The organism is Agromyces sp. GXS1127 (assembly GCF_050565425.1).
Classification (GTDB): Bacteria; Actinomycetota; Actinomycetes; order Actinomycetales; family Microbacteriaceae; genus Agromyces.
The window spans coordinates 89,095-106,960 of the sequence record NZ_JBOCIG010000009.1; the positions used below are offsets into that span (position 1 = coordinate 89,095).

Sequence of the window (17,866 nt, forward strand, 5' to 3'; positions counted from 1 at the left end):
GAATCTAGGAGAGAAATTGCTCGACGCAACGACGTTCGATGAGCTCCGTATCGGCCTGGCGACCGCCGAGGACATCCGCAAGTGGTCCTACGGCGAGGTCAAGAAGCCCGAGACCATCAACTACCGCACGCTGAAGCCCGAGAAGGACGGGCTCTTCGGCGAGCAGATCTTCGGACCCAGCCGCGACTGGGAGTGCGCCTGCGGCAAGTACAAGCGCGTCCGCTTCAAGGGCATCGTCTGCGAGCGATGCGGTGTCGAGGTCACCAAGTCCTCGGTCCGCCGCGAGCGGATGGGCCACATCGAGCTGGCCGCGCCCGTGACGCACATCTGGTACTTCAAGGGCGTGCCCTCGCGCCTCGGGTACCTGCTCGACATGGCGCCGAAGGACCTCGAGAAGGTCATCTACTTCGCCGCCTACATGGTGATCGACGTCGACGACGAGGGTCGTCACGCCGACATGCCCGGCCTCGAGAACGAGCTCCGCCTCGAGATCAAGGCCATCGGCGACGCCCGCGACGCGCGCATCGCCGAGCTCATGCAGCGCAAGGAGGAGGAGCTCGCGGCACTCGAGGCCGAGGGCGCCAAGTCCGACCAGAAGAAGCGCGCCGAGGCGGCGGCCGACAAGGAGATGGCCGGCGTCCGCAAGTCGGGCGACGAGCAGATCGCGCACCTCGAGCGCGTGTGGGAGGACTTCCGCACGCTGAAGGTCGGCGACCTGAAGCCCGAGGACTCGGTCTTCCAGGAGCTCCAGGACCGCTTCGGCATGTACTTCGAGGCCTACATGGGCGCCGAGGCGATCAAGAAGCGCCTCGAGTCGTTCGACCTGGCCGCCGAGGCGGAGGACCTGCACCTGCAGATCGCCGAGGGCAAGGGCCAGAAGAAGATCCGCGCCATCAAGCGGCTCAAGGTCGTCAACTCGTTCCTGCAGACCGGCAACTCGCCGGCCGCGATGGTCCTCGACGTCGTCCCGGTGATCCCGCCGGAGCTGCGCCCGATGGTCCAGCTCGACGGCGGCCGCTTCGCGACCTCCGACCTGAACGACCTCTACCGTCGCGTGATCAACCGCAACAACCGCCTCCGTCGCCTGCTCGACCTCGGCGCGCCCGAGATCATCGTGAACAACGAGAAGCGGATGCTGCAGGAGGCCGTCGACGCGCTGTTCGACAACGGCCGCCGCGGTCGCCCCGTCACCGGCACCGGCAACCGCGCCCTCAAGTCCCTGAGCGACATGCTCAAGGGCAAGCAGGGTCGCTTCCGCCAGAACCTGCTCGGCAAGCGCGTCGACTACTCGGGCCGTTCGGTCATCGTCGTCGGCCCGCAGCTCAAGCTGCACCAGTGCGGCCTGCCGAAGCAGATGGCGCTCGAGCTGTTCAAGCCGTTCGTCATCAAGCGCCTGATCGACCTCAGCCACGCGCAGAACATCAAGGCCGCCAAGCGCATGGTGGAGCGTTCGCGTCCGCAGGTGTGGGACGTGCTCGAGGAGATCATCCGCGAGCGCCCCGTGCTGCTGAACCGTGCGCCCACGCTGCACCGCCTCGGCATCCAGGCGTTCGAGCCGCAGCTCGTCGAGGGCAAGGCCATCCAGCTCCACCCGCTCGTCTGCGCCGCGTTCAACGCGGACTTCGACGGCGACCAGATGGCCGTGCACCTGCCGCTGTCGGTCGAGGCGCAGGCCGAGGCCCGCATCCTGATGCTGGCGTCGAACAACATCCTGAAGCCGTCGGACGGCCGTCCGGTGACCCTGCCCTCGCAGGACATGATCATCGGCCTGCACCACCTGACGACGGTCATCGAGGGTGGCGCCGGTGAGGGCCGCGCGTTCTCGTCGATCGCCGAGGCGATCCTCGCGTTCGACCAGAACCGTCCGGGCGAGCCCGTGCTCGACCTCGGCGCGACGGTGAAGATCCGCCTGAACGACCTGCACTTCGCCGAGGGCCAGGAGCCCGAGGGCTTCGTCGCGGGTCAGCCGTTCCTGATGGAGACGACCCTCGGTCGCGCCCTCTTCAACGAGGCGCTGCCGGCGGACTACCCGTACTTCAACGCGCAGGCCGGCAAGTCGCAGATCTCGCAGATCGTCAACGACCTCGCCGAGCGCTACCCGAAGACCGAGGTGGCCGCGACGCTCGACCGGATCAAGGACGCCGGCTTCCGCTGGGCGACCCGTTCGGGCGTGACCGTCGCGCTCTCCGACATCGTCGAGCTGCCGCAGAAGCGGGAGATCGTCTCGAAGTACGAGAAGCAGGCCGCGAAGGTCCAGTCGCAGTTCGAGAAGGGTCTCACGACCGACCTCGAGCGTCGTCAGGAGCTCATCCAGATCTGGACCAAGGCGACCGACGAGGTCGCGAAGGCCATGCAGGAGGAGTTCGCGGCGAACCAGGGCAACACCATCAACCGCATGGTGACCTCGGGTGCTCGAGGCAACTGGCTGCAGGTGCGCAACATCGCCGGCATGCGAGGCCTCGTGAACAACCCGAAGGGCGAGATCATCCCGCGCCCGATCATCTCCTCGTACCGCGAGGGGCTGTCGGTGGCCGAGTACTTCATCGCCACGCACGGTGCCCGCAAGGGCCTGGCCGACACGGCACTCCGCACGGCCGACTCGGGCTACCTGACGCGTCGTCTGGTGGACGTCTCGCAGGACGTCATCATCCGCGAGGACGACTGCGGTACCGGCAAGGGCCTCGAGATGCCGATCGCCGCGGTCGACACGACCGGCGCGCTCGTGCGCGACCCGAACGTCGAGAACTCGGTGTTCGCCCGGTCGCTCGCGGCCGACGCGGTGAACGCGAAGGGCGAGGTCGTGGCCGAGGCCGGCGAGGACGTCGGCGACGTGCTCATCGACAAGCTCGTCGCGGCGGGCGTCGAGTCGATCAAGGTCCGTTCGGTGCTCACCTGCGAGTCCGCCGTCGGCGTGTGCGCGAAGTGCTACGGCCGTTCGCTCGCGACGGGCAAGCTCGTCGACATCGGCGAGGCCGTCGGCATCATCGCCGCGCAGTCCATCGGCGAGCCGGGCACCCAGCTCACGATGCGCACCTTCCACACCGGTGGTTCGGCCTCGGCCGACGACATCACGCAGGGTCTTCCCCGCGTGCAGGAGCTCTTCGAGGCCCGCACCCCCAAGGGTGCGTCGCCCATCGTCGAGGCCCCGGGCCGCATCACGATCGACGAGACCGAGAAGCAGCGCAAGGTCATCCTCACGCCCGACAACGGCGACGAGCCGATCGCGTACAACGTGCTCAAGCGTTCGACGCTGCTCGTCGAGGACGGCCAGCACGTCGACCTCGGCCAGCAGCTGATCGTCGGCACCGTCGACCCGAAGGAGGTCCTCCGGGTCAAGGGCGTGCGCGAGGTGCAGAAGCACCTGGTGAACGGCGTGCAGGACGTGTACCGCTCGCAGGGCGTGCCGATCCACGACAAGCACATCGAGGTCATCGTCCGCCAGATGCTCCGCAAGGTCACCGTCGTCGACCACGGCGACACCGACCTGCTGCCGGGCGAGCTCGTCGACCGCTCGCGGTACAACGAGATCAACCGGGCCGCGCTCACCGAGGGCAAGAAGACCGCGTCGGCGCGCCAGGAGGTCATGGGCATCACCAAGGCCTCGCTCGCGACCGAGTCGTGGCTCTCGGCCGCGTCCTTCCAGGAGACGACCCGCGTACTCACGCAGGCCGCCATGGAGGGCAAGTCCGACCCGCTCGTCGGCCTCAAGGAGAACGTGATCATCGGCAAGCTGATCCCGGCCGGTACGGGCCTCGCCAAGTACCGGAACGTCACCGTCGAGGCGACCGAGGAGGCGAAGGCGGAGCGGTACCCGAACCGCATCTTCGCCGACGACGCGTCATTCGCCGAGGGCGACCTCAGCTTCGTCGACTTCGACTCATTCTCGAGCGACGACTTCACGCCCGGCAACTACAGCTGAGCACCGCGGGCGGCGGCCTCGCCGCCGCCCGCAGTCCCGCGAACGGCCCCGGAGCGATCCGGGGCCGTTCGTCGTCCGATTCCGAGGCTCCTGATGACGGCACTCAGGTGCGTTGGCTAGTATCTCGGGCGGTCGCCCCCAACCGAATCCGACCCGGAGCCCACATGCCAGACGCCGCCCCCGCCTCCCGCCGATCGAGGACGCTGCTCATCGTCGCGGCGTCCGCGCTGGTGATCGCGGTCGTCGCGCTCGTCGCCGCGCTGGCGCTGCCCGCGCCCGGCAGCGAGTCGGCCGAACCGACGTCCGAGTCGCGTCCGGCGCCGTCCGCCGGCGCCGACCCCTCGCCGGTCGCGGTCCCGACGCCGGAACCGGTCCGCGACGAGCGCATCCCGACCGACTGCGCGGCGATCTACACGTTCGACTGGTCGAGCGCGTTCGCGCCCGGGTACGTCCTGAACCCCGAGTGGTCGACCGCCGACGGGACTCCCGCACTCCTCGGCACCGACGACGCCGGCGCACTGCCCACGCTGCAGGAGACCTCGCAGCTCACGTGCGCCTGGCTTCCCCCCGAGGGAGGCGACGGCCGCATCGGCCTCGTGACGAACGTGGCGAGCCTCGACGAGGCGCAGACCGCGGCCGTCGTCGCCGCCCTCCAGGCCGCCGGCCAGGAGTGCTACGAGGAGCAGGGCGGGACCCGCTGCATCGCCGAGTGGGAGGGCGCTGCGGGCTCCGCCGGCGAGTCCCACTTCATCCGCGAGGGGCTCTGGATCGCCACTCGCTGGGACGGCCCGGCCGTGAGCGGCTACACGCTCGACATCGCGACGCAGCTCTTCGCCTGATCCTGCTCCGTCCGCGCGCGCCCCTCCGCCGGCGGCCGCGGCTCCGGCGAGCCGGTCGACGCCCGCGGCACGCCGGCGAAGCGCCGCGCGCGCTCCCCGTCAGGCCGACGGCGCGTTGCTAGAGTGAGCCGCACCACGGGCGGCCCGGTCCTGCCCGGAAGGAGCGGACGATGAGCAGCACGACCCCCGGATCCGAGCCCGACCGCCGCGACCTCGACGGCGACGGCCTGCCCGACCGACCTGTCTCCGGCGACGGAGCGACCGCCTCGGAGGCGCCGGCGACCGAGTCGACGACCGACGACGTCGCCGCCGCGCAGGCGGAGGTCGACCCGACGGCGCCCGATGCGGAGCACGTCGACCGGGTCGAACAGCCGGATGCCACGTCCGACCCGACGTCGTCGGGCGACGAGCAGCACGCGTTCACCGGGACGGCCGCCGCGAGCGAGTCCGCTTCCGACTCGACGCCCGTCGCGCCCGCGGCATCGGATTCGGTCGCCGACCGCGAGGCCGACACCGCCGATGAGCGTTCCGAGCTCGACGCCGCCGTCGAGCGGGCGCGCACGGAGCATCCGCCGGTCGTGAGCTCCGACCCGGCCGATCGCACCGACACGACGGCGATGCAGCGCGACGAGCTGGCCGCCGGGAACGCTGAGCCGGTGCGTGCCGCGGAGGTCCGCCGCGAGACCGGCGTGCCCGAGACCGTGGGGGCCGCCGGGATCGGCGCCGCTGCGGGAGTCGGCGCAGCCACCGCCGCACCGGAGACCCCGGCCCCGCCGTCTCCGCAGACGATCTACGTCCAGGCGCCGACGCCTCCGCGCGAGAAGGGCAACCGCGGGTTCGGCGTGCTCGTCGGCCTGATCGCGACGGTCGCGTTCGCGCTGCTCTACGCGGGCATCTCGTACCTCGTGATCACCTGGTACGGCGCGGGACGCGGCGACGGGATCCGCGTCTTCACCGAGTTCCTCGCGCAGCCGGTGTTCTGGATCCCCGTGATCTTCTTCTTCCTCGCGTTCGCGCTGCTCGCCGCCATCCTGAACCGGGCGGCCTGGTGGACCTGGGCGGTGTTCGGCCTCGGCGTCGGCATCATCGTCTACTTCTCCTACATCGGCGCATCCCTCCTCACCGTCGCCGCGTGGCAGTTCACGCCGCAGCAGGCCGCGGACTTCGTCGCCGAGCGGTGGGTCGACCCCTTCGCGATCATCGCCTTCATCGTCGCGCGGGAGCTGCCGATCTGGTTCGGCGGCTGGATCGCCGCCCGCGGCCGCACCGTCGGCGAGCGGAACATCCGAGCGCGCGAGGAGTACGACCGGCAGCTCGCGGCGGGACCGCGTCCGGTGACGTCCTCGCGCTAGCGGAGGGATCGGTCCGGGTACCCTCGACTGGGGTGCGCTCATGGTGAGCGCTCCCCATCGACGTGGCGCACCCGGCCTGCTTGGGTGGCTCCCTGACCCTGCACACCCGAGGAGCGCAGTTGAGCATCACCATGCAGACCGCCGAGCCGATCCCCGGCACCGGTCCCGACGGTCGGCCCGATCCCGCCTACGCGGCGGCGCTCGGCATCGTGCCGGCTCCGACCGGGCGGCGCGCCGCCGCGTTCGCGCTCGATGCGGCCGTGTGGGTGGTCGTCGCGGTGCCGGCCGTCATCGGCTGGGCGCAGCTGGTCGTCGCGGTGACGGCGGCCGGGGCGGCGGCGATCCCGGCGACGGCGGATGTCGCGGCGCTCGTCGGCCCGCTCGTCCTGGGCGGCGTCGGACAGCTCCTCCTCACGGTGCTCGGCATCGTGCAGCTCGCGCTCCACGGCCGGAAGGGCGTCACGATCGGCAAGGCGTCCCTCGGCCTCAGGTCGGTGAACGCCGCCACCTTCGAGCGCCCCGGCTTCTGGCGGGTCGTGCTGCGCGCGCTCGTGCTCTGGCTCTCCCAGGCCGTCCTGCCGTTCGTCGGGCCCGCCGTGTGCTTCGCATCCGGGCTCTGGGATCCGGAGGCCAGGGGCCGCAGCTGGCTCGACCGGATCGGGCGGTGCGTCGTGGTCGACGCGCGGAACGGCCTCGACCCGTTCGACGCGAAGGCGCTGCGACACGCGCGCCGGCAGGTCGAGTCCGAGCCGCTCGCGCAGCGGGCGGTGCTGCCCTCGCTGGCGTCCGAGCGGGGCGTCGACGAGCGCACGTTCATCCCCGCGGCCCGATCGAGCTCGGGCGTGGTCGCCGCGCCGGCGGCACCCGCAGCCGCCGAGGCGGCGCCGGGCGGCTGGACGCCGCCGCCGCTCGGTGCGCCCGCACCGTCGCCCGGGCCCACGAGCGCGCCGGCGAGCGCGGTCGCGCCGGCGCCCGCGGCCGCCCCGGCCTCGGCTTCCGCGCCCGCGGTCACGCTCGTCTTCGCCGACGGCGCGCGGATCGCGGCATCCGGCACCACCCTGCTCGGGCGGGGCCCGGCGCGCAGCGATGCCGACCCGGCCGACGCGGTGCTCGTCCCGCTCACCGACCCGAGCATGGGGCTGTCGAAGACGCACGCCGCCGTCGAGGTCGACGCGCGCGGGGTCCGCGTCATCGACCGGTGGTCGAGCAACGGCACCGTCCTCGTGGATGCGGACGGGCTCGGGCGCGAGCTCGAGCCGGGCGTGCCGCACGTCGTCCCGGCCGGCTCCGCGGTCCGGCTCGGCGGGCTCGAGTTCCGCGTCGAGGCGGTGCGGGCATGAGGCTCAAGCTCGGGCTGCGCCGCCAGTCGGGCGCCGGCGTCGACGTGGTCGTCACCGCCGACGCGACCGCCACCGTCGGCGACGTCGCGCGCGCCGTCGCCGACACCGACCCGGCCTCGGCGCACCTGCCGTCCCACCCCGGTCCGCTGACCCTCGCGGTCGCGCCGCCGACGTCCTCCGAACCGGTCGTGCTCGACCCCGGCACGCTGGCCGCCGACGCCCCGATCGGGTCGGGCTTCAACGCGGCCGTCGTCTCGCCGGCCGCGCGGACCGCGGCCGCCGATGCGCCGGTCGCCGTCATGCACGTCCACTCCGGGCCCGACGCCGGGCGCGAGTTCCCGCTCCGCCGCGGCCACGGCGTGATCGGCCGCGCGGCCGACGCCGACGTCGTCCTCGCCGACCCGCTCGTGTCGAAGCGGCACGCGCGCGTCGAGGTCGACCAGGCGGTCGAGCTCGTCGACCTGAACTCGGCGAACGGCCTCCTCGTCGACGGCGGCCAGGTCGCGCGCGTGCGCGCCCTTCCCGGCGTGCGCGTCACGATCGGCGACACCGTGGTCTCGTTCAGCGCGGTGGCGGGCACGGATGCCGCGGTCGACCCCGTGCTCGAGCGCGGCGGCGCGCTCATGTTCAACCGGTCGCCCCGCGTCGAGGCGCGTTACCCGGGCACCGCGCACCCCGAGCCGCGCGTGCCGAGCGAGGAGACGCCGCGCCTCTTCCCGTGGCCGATGATCGCCTCGCCCGTGCTCATGGGCCTCGGCATCTTCGCCATCACCCAGCGGCCGGCATCGCTGCTCATCGTCGTGCTCACGCCGATCATGCTGCTCGCCAACTTCATGGGCCAGCGCATGGGCAGCGGCAAGAAGCTGCAGCGCGAAGTCGAGACGTTCGAAGTCCAGCTCGAGGACCTCGAGGAGAAGCTGGAGCGCGAACGGCACGTCGAGCGCGAGCGGCGGCATGACGAGACCCCACCGGTCGCGACGGTGTACGAGCAGGCGATGCGCCTCGGACCCATGCTGTGGACCCGCCGGCCGGAGCACTGGAACTTCCTCGGCCTGCGCCTCGGGGTCGGTCGCGCCCGCAGCCGCAACTCGATCCGCGAGTCGGAGGGCGCGAGCGACGGCATCCCGACGTACGCCAAGCAGGTCGACGTGCTGCGCGAGCGGTACCGCGACATCGACGACGTGCCCGTGATGGAGCTGCTGCCGAGCTCGGGCGCGCTCGGCATCGCGGGCCCGGCGAACCTCGCCGCGGACGCGCTGCGCGGCATCGCGGTGCAGCTGTTCGGCCTGCACGCGCCGAACGACGTGGTCGCGGCCGCGATCGTCGATCCGGCCTGGAGCCGCGAGCTCGACTGGCTGAAGTGGCTGCCGCACACGTCGGGGGAGCGGAACCCGGTCGCCGGCGCGGCCCTCGCCGACAGCGCCTCCGCGGGCGCGGCCCTGCTCAACGCGCTCGAGGAGCTCATCCTGCAGCGCCTCTCCGCGGCACCCGTGCGTCGCGGACCGCTCGCCGACGAGGACGGCTCGATGGCCCGCGGGTCGCGCATCGGCACGCCCGGCGGCGTGCGCGAGGAGGCGCGGCCCGACTCGGCGCTCATCCTGATCGTCTCCGCCGAGGCGCCCGTCGACCGCCCGCGCCTCGTGCAGCTCATCGAGCGCGGCGCCGAGGTCGGCATCCACGCCGTCTTCGTCGCACCCACGGTCGAGTCGCTGCCCGCCGCGTGCCGCACCTTCGTCGACGTGGCGCCCGGCCTCGACCGGGCGCGTGTCGGGGTCGTCCGCTCGGGCCTCGAGTACGCCGACGTCGCCGTCGAGGGCGTCTCGCTCCGCTACGCGGAGGTGTTCGCGCGCCGGCTCGCGCCGGTCGTCGACGCGAGCACCGTCGTCGAGGACTCGAGCGACCTGCCGCGCAGCGTCTCGATGCTCTCGCTCATCGGGAGCGAGATGGCGCACGACGCCGAGAGCGTCGTCGAGCGCTGGCGGCAGAACGCGTCGGTCATCGACCGGTCCGGCATCAAGCTGCCGCGATTGAAGCGCGCGGGCACGCTCAAGGCGTTCGTCGGCCAGGGCAGCCCGGACGCCATGACCCTCGACCTGCGCACGCAGGGCCCGCACGCGCTCGTCGGCGGCACGACCGGTGCAGGCAAGTCCGAGTTCCTGCAGGCATGGGTGCTCGGGATGGCGGCCGAGTACAGCCCCGATCGCGTCACGTTCCTCTTCGTCGACTACAAGGGCGGGTCGGCGTTCGCCGACTGCGTCGAGCTGCCCCACTGCGTGGGCCTCGTGACCGACCTCAGCCCGCACCTCGTCCGCCGCGCGCTGACGAGCCTGCGCGCCGAGCTGCACCACCGCGAGCACCTGTTCAACCGCAAGAAGGCGAAGGACCTGCTCGAACTCGAGAAGCGGCAGGACCCGGAGACGCCGCCGGCACTCGTCATCGTGATCGACGAGTTCGCCGCGCTCGCCGGCGACGTGCCCGAGTTCGTCGACGGCGTCGTCGACATCGCGCAGCGCGGCCGCTCGCTCGGCATCCACCTGATCATGGCCACGCAGCGGCCGGCGGGCGTCATCAAGGACAACCTGCGCGCGAACACCAACCTGCGCGTGGCGCTGCGCATGGCGGACGAGTCGGACTCCCGGGACGTGGTCGGCGACGCCGTCGCGGCCGGCTTCGACCCCGGCATCCCCGGGCGCGGCATCGCCAAGACCGGCCCCGGCCGGCTCGTGCCGTTCCAGTCGGCGTACGCCGGCGGGTGGACGAGCGACGAACCCGAGGTCGCCGACGTGCGTCTCGCCGAACTCCGCTTCGGCTCGACCATCGTGTGGGAGCGCGAGGGCGTCGCCGACGACGACGTCCACGCGGGCGACCCCGGCCCCAACGACCAGAAGCGCATGGTCGACGCGTTCATCCGGGCGGCGACGGCCGCCGGCATCCCGGCCCCGCGCCGACCGTGGCTCGACGACCTCGCGACGACGGTCGCCGTCGAGGCGCTGCCGACGCGCGGCGACGGCGACGTCCTGTTCGGACTCGCGGACGTGCCGGAGCGCCAGCTGCAGGCGCCCATGTCGTTCGTCCCCGACCGCGACGGCGCCATGCTCGTCTACGGCACGAGCGGGTCGGGCAAGTCGACGCTGCTGCGCACGCTCGCCGTCTCGATCGGCATGCGGCCCGAGCTCGGCGCCGCGGAGGTGTACGGGCTCGACTTCGGCTCGGGCGCGCTCCGCTCGGTCGAGGCGCTGCCGCACGTCGGCTCCGTCATCGCGGGCGACGACCCCGAGCGCATCCAGCGCCTGCTCCGCACGCTCGACGAATTGCTCGACCGTCGCGGGCGCGCCTTCAGCGCCGCGAACGCGGCGAGCCTCACCGAGTACCGCGAGCTCACCGGCATCCGCGAACCGCGCGTGCTGCTGCTGATCGACGGCTTCGCGCAGTTCAAGGCCGACTGGGACTCGACGACCGTGCGCATGCCGTTCTACAACATCCTCATGCGCGTGCTGGCCGAGGGCCGGCCGCTCGGCGTGCACGTCGTCGCCACGGCCGACCGGTCGGGTGCGGTGCCCACCGCGGTGAGCGCCAACGTCACCAGGCGCATCGTGCTGCGGCTCTCCGACGAGAGCGGCTACCAGATCCTCGGCGTGCCGAAGGACGTGCTCGACGAGCGCTCCGCGCCGGGCCGTGCCATCGTCGACGGGCTCGAGACGCAGGTCGCGGTGCTCGGCGGCACCGCGAACGTGGCCGAGCAGACGAAGGCGCTCGAGGCGCTCGCCGACCGGCTCCGCGCCGCGGGCGCGCCGGAGGTCGCCCCGATCCGCTCGCTGCCGGCCTCGTTCGGCGCGCACGAGCTGCCGAGGCAGGTCGCGGGCGAGCCCGCGCTGGGGCTCTCGGATGACACGCTCGCACCGATCGGCTTCGAACCCGTCGGCACGTTCGCGATCACCGGTCCACCGCAGAGCGGCAAGACGACGGCGATGCGCGCGGTCATCGACGCCGTGCGCCGCCACGATCCCGAGGTGCGGCTGTTCCACATGGCGGGCCGCCGTGCGGCGCTCACCGACCACGCGGACTGGATGCGGAGTGCCACGAGCGTCGAGGACGTCAAGGCGCTCGCACGCGAGCTGCTCGACGTGATCGGCGATCCGACGGTGCCCGGGCGCTACCTCATCGCGGTAGAGAACGTCACCCAGTTCGCCGACTCCGACGCCGAGCGGCCGCTCAAGGAGCTCTTCCAGGCCGTCAACCGGAGCGATCACTTCCTCGTCGGCGACGCCGACGTGGCGAACCTCTCGAGCGGGTTCGGGTTCGTGGGCGACTTCAAGGCCGGCCGCCGCGGCGTCGCCCTGAAGCCCGACGCGTACGACGGCGACTCGGTGTTCAAGACGCCGTTCCCGAAGGTCAAGCGCTCCGACTTCCCCGAGGGACGCGGGATCTTCGTGCAGAACGGACGCGTCACGACCGTCCAGATGCCGCTCGTCGGGTGACCGTCCGCCGCGGCCCGCGGGTGGGGAGTGCTCCCCATGGGCCGGGCCCCGCGGCATCCGTAGTCTGGTGACACCGGCTCGCAGTCGCGGGCACATCCCGAACGAACGAAAGGTTCCACCATGGCTGCAGACTTCGGCGCCTCGTACGGCGAGATGGAAGCGATGGCGAGCAAGCTGTCCGACGCGCGCGACGACATCCAGTCGCAGCTCGACCAGCTGAAGAGCTCCGTCGACAACCTGCTCGGCAACGACTTCAAGACCCAGCACGCCTCCGGCAAGTTCGGCCAGGGGTACGAGGAGCTCACCACCGGCCTGAAGAACGCCGTCGACGGCATCGGCGAGATGGGCGAGGCCCTCCGCGGCATGATGCAGGCGATCCAGGACCTCGACCAGCAGCTCGCCGGTCGCTGACCCTCGCGGCGCGGCGGCCGGCCCTCGTGCCGGCCGCCGCGCCGCGTCCCGTCCGAAGCCCGTGATCGTCAGTGAGGAGTCGCCGTGGGAGACGGAGTCGACATTCCGCTGTCCTCCATGCAGGAGCTGGACCAGGCCCTGAAGGACATCGTGATCGAGTTCGACGAGGCCGGAGGCCGCACCGGCCGGCTGGTCGAGGCGATCGGCCGGCCACTGGGCCGGTCGGGCCTGCGCGACGCCGCGGACGAGTTCGAGGGCGCGTGGGACGACAAGCGCGAGACGCTCAAGGGGCACCTCGTGGAACTCCAGCAGCGGGTCGAGGCCGTGAAGGACGGCTGGGCGTCGCTCGACCGCGACCTCGCCGCCCAGCTCGAGACGAAGTGACGGACCGACCATGGGGAACAGCGCGTACTTCCACCGGTTCATGCCGGACTCGCCGAAGGGGCGTGAGATCGAGCGGCTCGAGGGCGACGCCGCCGACATCATCGAGCGCGGGACCGCGATCGAGGACCTCGGCCTGCGGATGCAGCAGGCGGCGAACACGCTCCGCCTCCTCGCCGACGGCCAGGTCGGGCAGGGGGAGTCGCTCGACGCGGTCCGCGACCAGGCGGAGGAGGTGCACGCCGACCTCCGGACGGCCGGGCTGCGCTACTCGCCGAGCGGCACGGCGCTGCGCGCCTACGGCGAGGCGCTCGCCGACGTGAAGTGGCGGCTGAACGCCGCCGTCCGCCACTGCGAGGAGCTCTGGGAGACGGTGCGCACCCGCGCCGCGGCCGTGGACGACGCCGGAGACACGCCGGCCGACCCCGACGGCTCGACGTCCGCCCGCGATGAGGCGCTGGCCCAGGCCGACGGCGACCTCTCCTCCGCCGGGGAGGCATGGCGCGAGGCCGCGGCGAAGTTCGACGGCCACTACGACACGTGGGACGACGCGTACGAGGCGGCGCTCACCGGGCTCGAGGGGGCCAACGAGGACGGCGTCGAGGACGGGTTCTGGGATGACACGCTGCCCGCGCTCGAGTTCATCGTCGAGGTGCTCGAGGTCGTCGGCCTCGTGCTCTTCGTCGCCGCGTTGATCGTCGGCGGTCCGCTCGTGGCGATCCTCGCGACGGCCGCGGCGCTCATCACGCTGGCCGCCACGATCGTGCTGTACGCGAAGGGGCGGAAGAACGGCATGGACCTCGGGCTGGCGATCGTGGGCGTCATCCCGTTCGGCAAGCTCGGGCGCATCTTCGCGGCGGCGGGCGAGGGCAGCGCGCTCGCCCGTATCGGGAAGCCGATCGGGCTCTTCCTCGGCTTCGACGACGTCGGGGCCCTGCGCACGCACCTCGGCACCATCAGCCGCAACGCGGCGGACGCCTGGAACGCGGGCGACAACGTGGTGCCGTGGGTGCAGACCTCGGTGGTGAGCCAGATGGTGCGCGAGACCTCCGAGGGGTGGCGCTACGCCCTGGACGCCGCGCAGCTGCCCACCAGCTCCGACGTGTTCCTCGGCCGGCTCTGGGGCGTCGGCGACTCGCTCGCCGAGTCGTTCGACTCGGGTGCGGCGGGCATCGGCGATCTCGTGGCGGGTTCCAAGCAGCCGTGGGCGCAGGGGGTCCAGATCACCGACTTCATCACGGGCGAGGTCGCCGAGGCCGCCGAGGATCGGCTCGTAGACTCGTGGCGATGAGCCTCCGCGACGAACTGACCGGTTCCACCCGTACGCCGGTCCCGCCGTTCGTGCTCCTCCTGCCTCCCGGATGGGTCTCGGTCGAGCCGAGCCGCGAGACCTTCGACGAACTGCTCGGCGCGGTGTCCGCGCAGATGCGCGCCGAGCACCGCCCCGACCTCGACGCCCGGTTCCGGACGCTGGTCCGTCGCGCGTCGGACGAGTTCCTGCGACGCGACCCGGTGCGCCTCGTCTACCAGCGGTCGGTGCCCGCCGAGCGGATGCTGCCGCTCGCGATCACGGCCGCGCGCGTCGTCGGTCCCGCCGGCGCCACGCTCGACGCCCAGGTCGCCGAGCTCGTGCGGAACCGCGGAGCGCGGCCGCTCGACGACGCCAGGGTCGTCATGCGCTGGACCTCGGACTCGTCGCACCGGATCGACGGCGGGACGCTCCGGACCCGCTCGTTCGACTACCTCGTCGCGATCCCCGGCACCGGCCGGCGCGAGGCGCTCGTGTTCACGGCGGTCGTCCCCCTCGCGGCCGGCGGTGAACGCCTCGACGACGAGACCGCCGAGGAGTTCGGCCTCCTCGCCGACGCCATCCTGTCCACCTTCCGCTGGAGCGGCGCCTGATGCGATTCGAGATCTCCTACGACGAGCGCGTGTGGGCGGTCATGCCCGAACCGGATGCCGCGGCGGACGGCCTCTGGATCGCAGAGCAGCGGATGCGCTTCGCCGACGGGCCGTTCGGCGCCCACCTCGCGGCGTTCGAGGGGGCGGCACGCGAGGCGCTGGCCCGACGGCGCACCGGCGGCGTCACCTCGCTCTTCTTCCGCCCCGAGTCGGTGCCCGCGACGGGAGTGCTCCACGTGGGCCTCGTCGAGCGGCGCGTCGACGAGCGGGAGGGTGCGCTCGCCTGGCTGCCGCCCGGCACGACGCCCCGGATCGACGCGGCCGTCGCGTCGTTCGAGACCCGGCTCGTCCGTCGCGGACAGCGCATCGCCTACGTGAGCGATCGCGACGCCGCCGACGGCGCTCCGCTCGCCGGTCTCGTCTACGGACTCCCGCTCGACGACCTCACCGGCTACGTGGTCGCCGAGGAGGCGCACAGCGACGTCATCGGGCTCATGCAGGCGCACGCCGACGCGATCGTCGGGTCGTTGAAGCTCGTCGCATGAGCGGGGGCACCGCCGCGGACTGGGCGGCGCGAGCGGATGCGACCGCACTGGCCGTCCGCCGTGACGAGATCGACCGGCGCGCGCTCGCCGACCTGCCGGAGACGCGCGACGCGCTCGCGGACCTCGGGGTCCGGGCGGCGCACGAGCTCCGCCGGTGGCGCGACGCCAGACTGGCCCGGCTCGCGGACGAGGAGCCGGGTGTCGCCGCCATCCTCAGGCCCCGCCGTGGCGTGACGGCCGGCTACCTGGCCGCGTCGCTCGCCGTGGCGGTGGCGTACGCGCTGTTCTTCAGCCGGGGGAACCTGGGCCTCGAGGCCGAGGTGATCGCATCGGCCGTCGCACTCGCGTTCGGCGCCGGCGCGATGGCGCTGGCCGCGCCCTGGTCGCCGCGACGGCGCGCGACGGCGGCCGACGCGACGATGGCGTGGATCGTCGCCGGCTTCGGCGGTGCGGCCGCGATCGCCACGGCCGTCCAGGCCGAGCGTGCCGGGGGCGGCCCGGCCGTCGCGGTCGCGATCGCGCTCGCCGGCGGGATCGCCCTCGTCGGCATGGCGGGGATGACGACCGTCCGACGACTGCGGACTCCGCGCGGAGTCAGGGAGCGGGAGGCGGTGCGTGCGGCCGAGGTGCGCGACGAGCTCGGCGAGGCGGTCGCCCGTGCCCGGCGGGACGGGGGCGAGCAGGTCGCGGCGGCCCTCGCACGGTCCGACCCGGATGCCGTCGAGCACGCCAGGGCGGAGCTCGCCGCCGCCTACGCGGTGCTCGCCCGTCGCGGCCTGGTCGCCGCGACGGCGACGCCGCACGAGCCCGGGATGCTGCTCATCGACGATCCGCTCGGGCGGGCGGCCCGCGCGATCGGGCTGCCCGACCGCGATCCGCTCGTCCCGGCGCTCGCCCGCGCCAGCTGAGGGCGGCGGGCGGCGCCGCAGGCCGGCGGGCGGCGGCAGGCGGTGCCCGCGTCGACGGCCCCGCCCTGCCGCGGCGTAGGCTCGGACCATGGCGTCCAACCCGGTCTCCGCGTGGGCCGTCGCGGGCTTCGCGGCCGCCCTCGACCTCGCGCTCATCGTCGCGACGTTCGGGTTCGTGAGCCTGCTCGCCGACCTCGAGCCGATCGCGGATCCCGCCGCCGGGCGCCTCGTCGGGCCGATCACGATCGGCGCCGCCGTCGCCGCCCTGCTGCTCCTGCTCGGGGTCGGCCTGGGTCGCGGCGTCCGGCCGTGGTCGCTCGCGGGGCTCGCGCTGCTCGTGACCTGGACGACGGGCGTGCTCGCGGGCGCGATCGCGTACGCGGCGGCCACCGGCACCGTCCTCGCCGCGTTCCTGTTCGCGCTCTCCTTCATGTCCGTCGGATTCGGGCTCGTCATCCCGATCGCGAGTGCGCTCGTCGCCCTGCTCGCCGCCGTCACGGTCCGAGCGGGCGAGGGCGGGGTCGAGCGACCGAGGTGGCCGTGGGAACGCGACGACGAGGAGTGAGCCGAGCGCTCCGGCGTGACATCCGTTCACCGCTTCGCCGCCGCACTCGCCCGCCCGCAGTAGGGTGAACCGCGTGGAGGGATCGGTCGAGGCCCGCGTGAGCCACGAGGTCGACCGCTGGCTGGCGTGGCTGCCGCGTTGGCGGCCGGGCACGCATCGGGGTCGCGTGCGCCTCTGCACGCGGTGCTTCGGCTCGCCGATCCTCGCCGCGGCGGGCCTCGACGTCGACGTGCCGCACCCCGTGCAGCACGCCTTCTCGATGCGCATGAAGGGCATCATCGACGTCGCCGTCGACGACTACACCGCCAGGAACCTGCCGATGCTCCACCGCGAGATCCGCCTCGCCGAGGAGCGCAAGGCGCGACGGCCCTACCGCGCGGGGGAGGGGCTCGATCCGGAGTTCCTCGGGCTCGACCTCGATCCCGACCCGACGCCGGGCGAGCCGTTCCTGTTCACGCTCCAGGGCCTCGAGGCGGATGCCGCTGCCGAGGCCGCCGAGCCGGCGCCGCGACCGTTCACCCCGCAGGAGAAGGAGGCGCTCCGCGAGGAGGTCCGGCTCGCCGACGACTTCGCCAAGCAGCTCGGCCGGCGGATCTGCGCGGAGCTCGCGCGGCACCGGCAGCGGATCGCCAACGCGGTCGAGCGGCTCGTGGAGCCGCAGGTGGCCGAACTGCTCGCCGACCTCGACCGCGAACTCGACGCCCCGGGCTGGACGAACTGACCCGGCCGGCCCCGAGCCGCCGCGTTCGCGCGCGTTCGCCGTGGGCGTGCGCGGCCATTTGACCGCATCGTGACGCCGGATTACCATTGATCGGGTGTGCGCGTTGCCGCGCGCTCGTGCCGTGCCCGCGGATCCACCGGATCCCCGGATGCGGGACGGGTTCTCACAGGGCGCACACCAGGGCACCGGCCGCACGGCCGGGACGCCCCCACGGCATACCCACCACTGAAGGCAGCGCCGCTCGGCGGTGCCGGTGGGTCGTGATGTGAAATCCATCAACGCTGTCACCGTGCAGCACAACAAGGAGAAGCAGTGCCAACCATTCAGCAGTTGGTCCGCAAGGGTCGCTCGCCGAAGGTCACCAAGACCAAGGCTCCCGCCCTGAAGGCCAACCCCCAGCAGCGCGGCGTGTGCACGCGTGTGTACACCACCACCCCGAAGAAGCCGAACTCCGCGCTCCGCAAGGTCGCCCGTGTGAAGCTCTCGAACGGCACCGAGGTCACCG

13 protein-coding genes and 1 pseudogene are annotated in these 17,866 nt (G+C 72.9%); all 14 read left to right on the top strand.

Annotated features, from left to right (window positions below):
* Positions 1-16 precede the first annotated feature (16 nt).
* The gene (gene rpoC / locus ACQ393_RS15885; RefSeq protein WP_430647846.1) at positions 17-3,919 is read left to right on the top strand and encodes a DNA-directed RNA polymerase subunit beta'; all 3,903 of its coding nucleotides are present in this window, start codon (positions 17-19) and stop codon (positions 3,917-3,919) included.
* Between the two features lie 164 nt (positions 3,920-4,083).
* Positions 4,084-4,758 carry a hypothetical protein gene (locus tag ACQ393_RS15890; protein ID WP_430647847.1) on the top strand — a complete coding sequence of 225 codons (675 nt, stop codon included), beginning with the start codon at positions 4,084-4,086 and terminating at the stop codon, positions 4,756-4,758.
* A gap of 170 nt (positions 4,759-4,928) precedes the next feature.
* Positions 4,929-6,110 carry a hypothetical protein gene (locus ACQ393_RS15895; RefSeq protein ID WP_430647848.1) on the top strand — a complete coding sequence of 394 codons (1,182 nt, stop codon included), beginning with the start codon at positions 4,929-4,931 and terminating at the stop codon, positions 6,108-6,110.
* Between the two features lie 119 nt (positions 6,111-6,229).
* Positions 6,230-7,450 (top strand): RDD family protein, encoded by a 1,221-nt coding sequence (locus ACQ393_RS15900; protein ID WP_430647849.1) that lies wholly within the window; start codon positions 6,230-6,232, stop codon positions 7,448-7,450.
* The gene (locus ACQ393_RS15905; RefSeq protein WP_430647850.1) at positions 7,447-11,928 is read left to right on the top strand and encodes an FtsK/SpoIIIE domain-containing protein; all 4,482 of its coding nucleotides are present in this window, start codon (positions 7,447-7,449) and stop codon (positions 11,926-11,928) included. Before ACQ393_RS15900 ends, ACQ393_RS15905 begins: the two co-directional genes overlap by 4 nt.
* Before the next feature lie 120 nt (positions 11,929-12,048).
* On the top strand, positions 12,049-12,339 hold the full coding sequence (locus ACQ393_RS15910; RefSeq protein WP_400996246.1) for a WXG100 family type VII secretion target: 291 nt from the start codon (positions 12,049-12,051) through the stop codon (positions 12,337-12,339).
* Between the two features lie 84 nt (positions 12,340-12,423).
* Positions 12,424-12,723, top strand: coding sequence for a hypothetical protein (locus tag ACQ393_RS15915; protein WP_430647851.1), 300 nt, complete (start codon positions 12,424-12,426; stop codon positions 12,721-12,723).
* A gap of 10 nt (positions 12,724-12,733) precedes the next feature.
* Complete coding sequence (locus ACQ393_RS15920) at positions 12,734-14,011, top strand: hypothetical protein (protein WP_430647852.1); 1,278 nt, start codon at positions 12,734-12,736, stop codon at positions 14,009-14,011.
* Complete coding sequence (locus ACQ393_RS15925; protein WP_430647853.1) at positions 14,008-14,622, top strand: hypothetical protein; 615 nt, start codon at positions 14,008-14,010, stop codon at positions 14,620-14,622. The genes ACQ393_RS15920 and ACQ393_RS15925 overlap by 4 nt, the downstream gene beginning before the upstream one ends.
* Positions 14,622-15,167, top strand: a complete 546-nt coding sequence (locus ACQ393_RS15930; protein WP_430647854.1) for a hypothetical protein — start codon at positions 14,622-14,624, stop codon at positions 15,165-15,167. The genes ACQ393_RS15925 and ACQ393_RS15930 overlap by 1 nt, the downstream gene beginning before the upstream one ends.
* A complete protein-coding gene (locus ACQ393_RS15935) occupies positions 15,164-16,075 on the top strand; it encodes a hypothetical protein (RefSeq protein WP_430647855.1) in 912 nt (303 codons plus the stop codon). The genes ACQ393_RS15930 and ACQ393_RS15935 overlap by 4 nt, the downstream gene beginning before the upstream one ends.
* An 88-nt stretch (positions 16,076-16,163) precedes the next feature.
* Positions 16,164-16,640 (top strand): DUF6121 family protein, encoded by a 477-nt coding sequence (locus ACQ393_RS15940; RefSeq protein WP_430647856.1) that lies wholly within the window; start codon positions 16,164-16,166, stop codon positions 16,638-16,640.
* A gap of 73 nt (positions 16,641-16,713) precedes the next feature.
* Positions 16,714-17,361, top strand: coding sequence for a spermidine/putrescine ABC transporter substrate-binding protein (locus tag ACQ393_RS15945; RefSeq protein ID WP_430647857.1), 648 nt, complete (start codon positions 16,714-16,716; stop codon positions 17,359-17,361).
* A gap of 312 nt (positions 17,362-17,673) precedes the next feature.
* Positions 17,674-17,866 (top strand): annotated as a pseudogene (locus ACQ393_RS15950) (30S ribosomal protein S12); the annotation flags it as partial.

What these genes read in the sequence shown, in the direction of transcription:
- ACQ393_RS15925 (WP_430647853.1), top strand. Translation starts at nt 14,008, where the DNA reads ATGAGCCTCCGCGACGAACTGACCGGTTCCACCCGTACGCCGGTCCCG.
- ACQ393_RS15940 (WP_430647856.1), top strand. Translation starts at nt 16,164, where the DNA reads ATGGCGTCCAACCCGGTCTCCGCGTGGGCCGTCGCGGGCTTCGCGGCC.
- ACQ393_RS15890 (WP_430647847.1), top strand. Translation starts at nt 4,084, where the DNA reads ATGCCAGACGCCGCCCCCGCCTCCCGCCGATCGAGGACGCTGCTCATC.
- ACQ393_RS15905 (WP_430647850.1), top strand. Translation starts at nt 7,447, where the DNA reads ATGAGGCTCAAGCTCGGGCTGCGCCGCCAGTCGGGCGCCGGCGTCGAC.
- ACQ393_RS15935 (WP_430647855.1), top strand. Translation starts at nt 15,164, where the DNA reads ATGAGCGGGGGCACCGCCGCGGACTGGGCGGCGCGAGCGGATGCGACC.
- ACQ393_RS15895 (WP_430647848.1), top strand. Translation starts at nt 4,929, where the DNA reads ATGAGCAGCACGACCCCCGGATCCGAGCCCGACCGCCGCGACCTCGAC.
- ACQ393_RS15910 (WP_400996246.1), top strand. Translation starts at nt 12,049, where the DNA reads ATGGCTGCAGACTTCGGCGCCTCGTACGGCGAGATGGAAGCGATGGCG.
- ACQ393_RS15920 (WP_430647852.1), top strand. Translation starts at nt 12,734, where the DNA reads ATGGGGAACAGCGCGTACTTCCACCGGTTCATGCCGGACTCGCCGAAG.
- ACQ393_RS15930 (WP_430647854.1), top strand. Translation starts at nt 14,622, where the DNA reads ATGCGATTCGAGATCTCCTACGACGAGCGCGTGTGGGCGGTCATGCCC.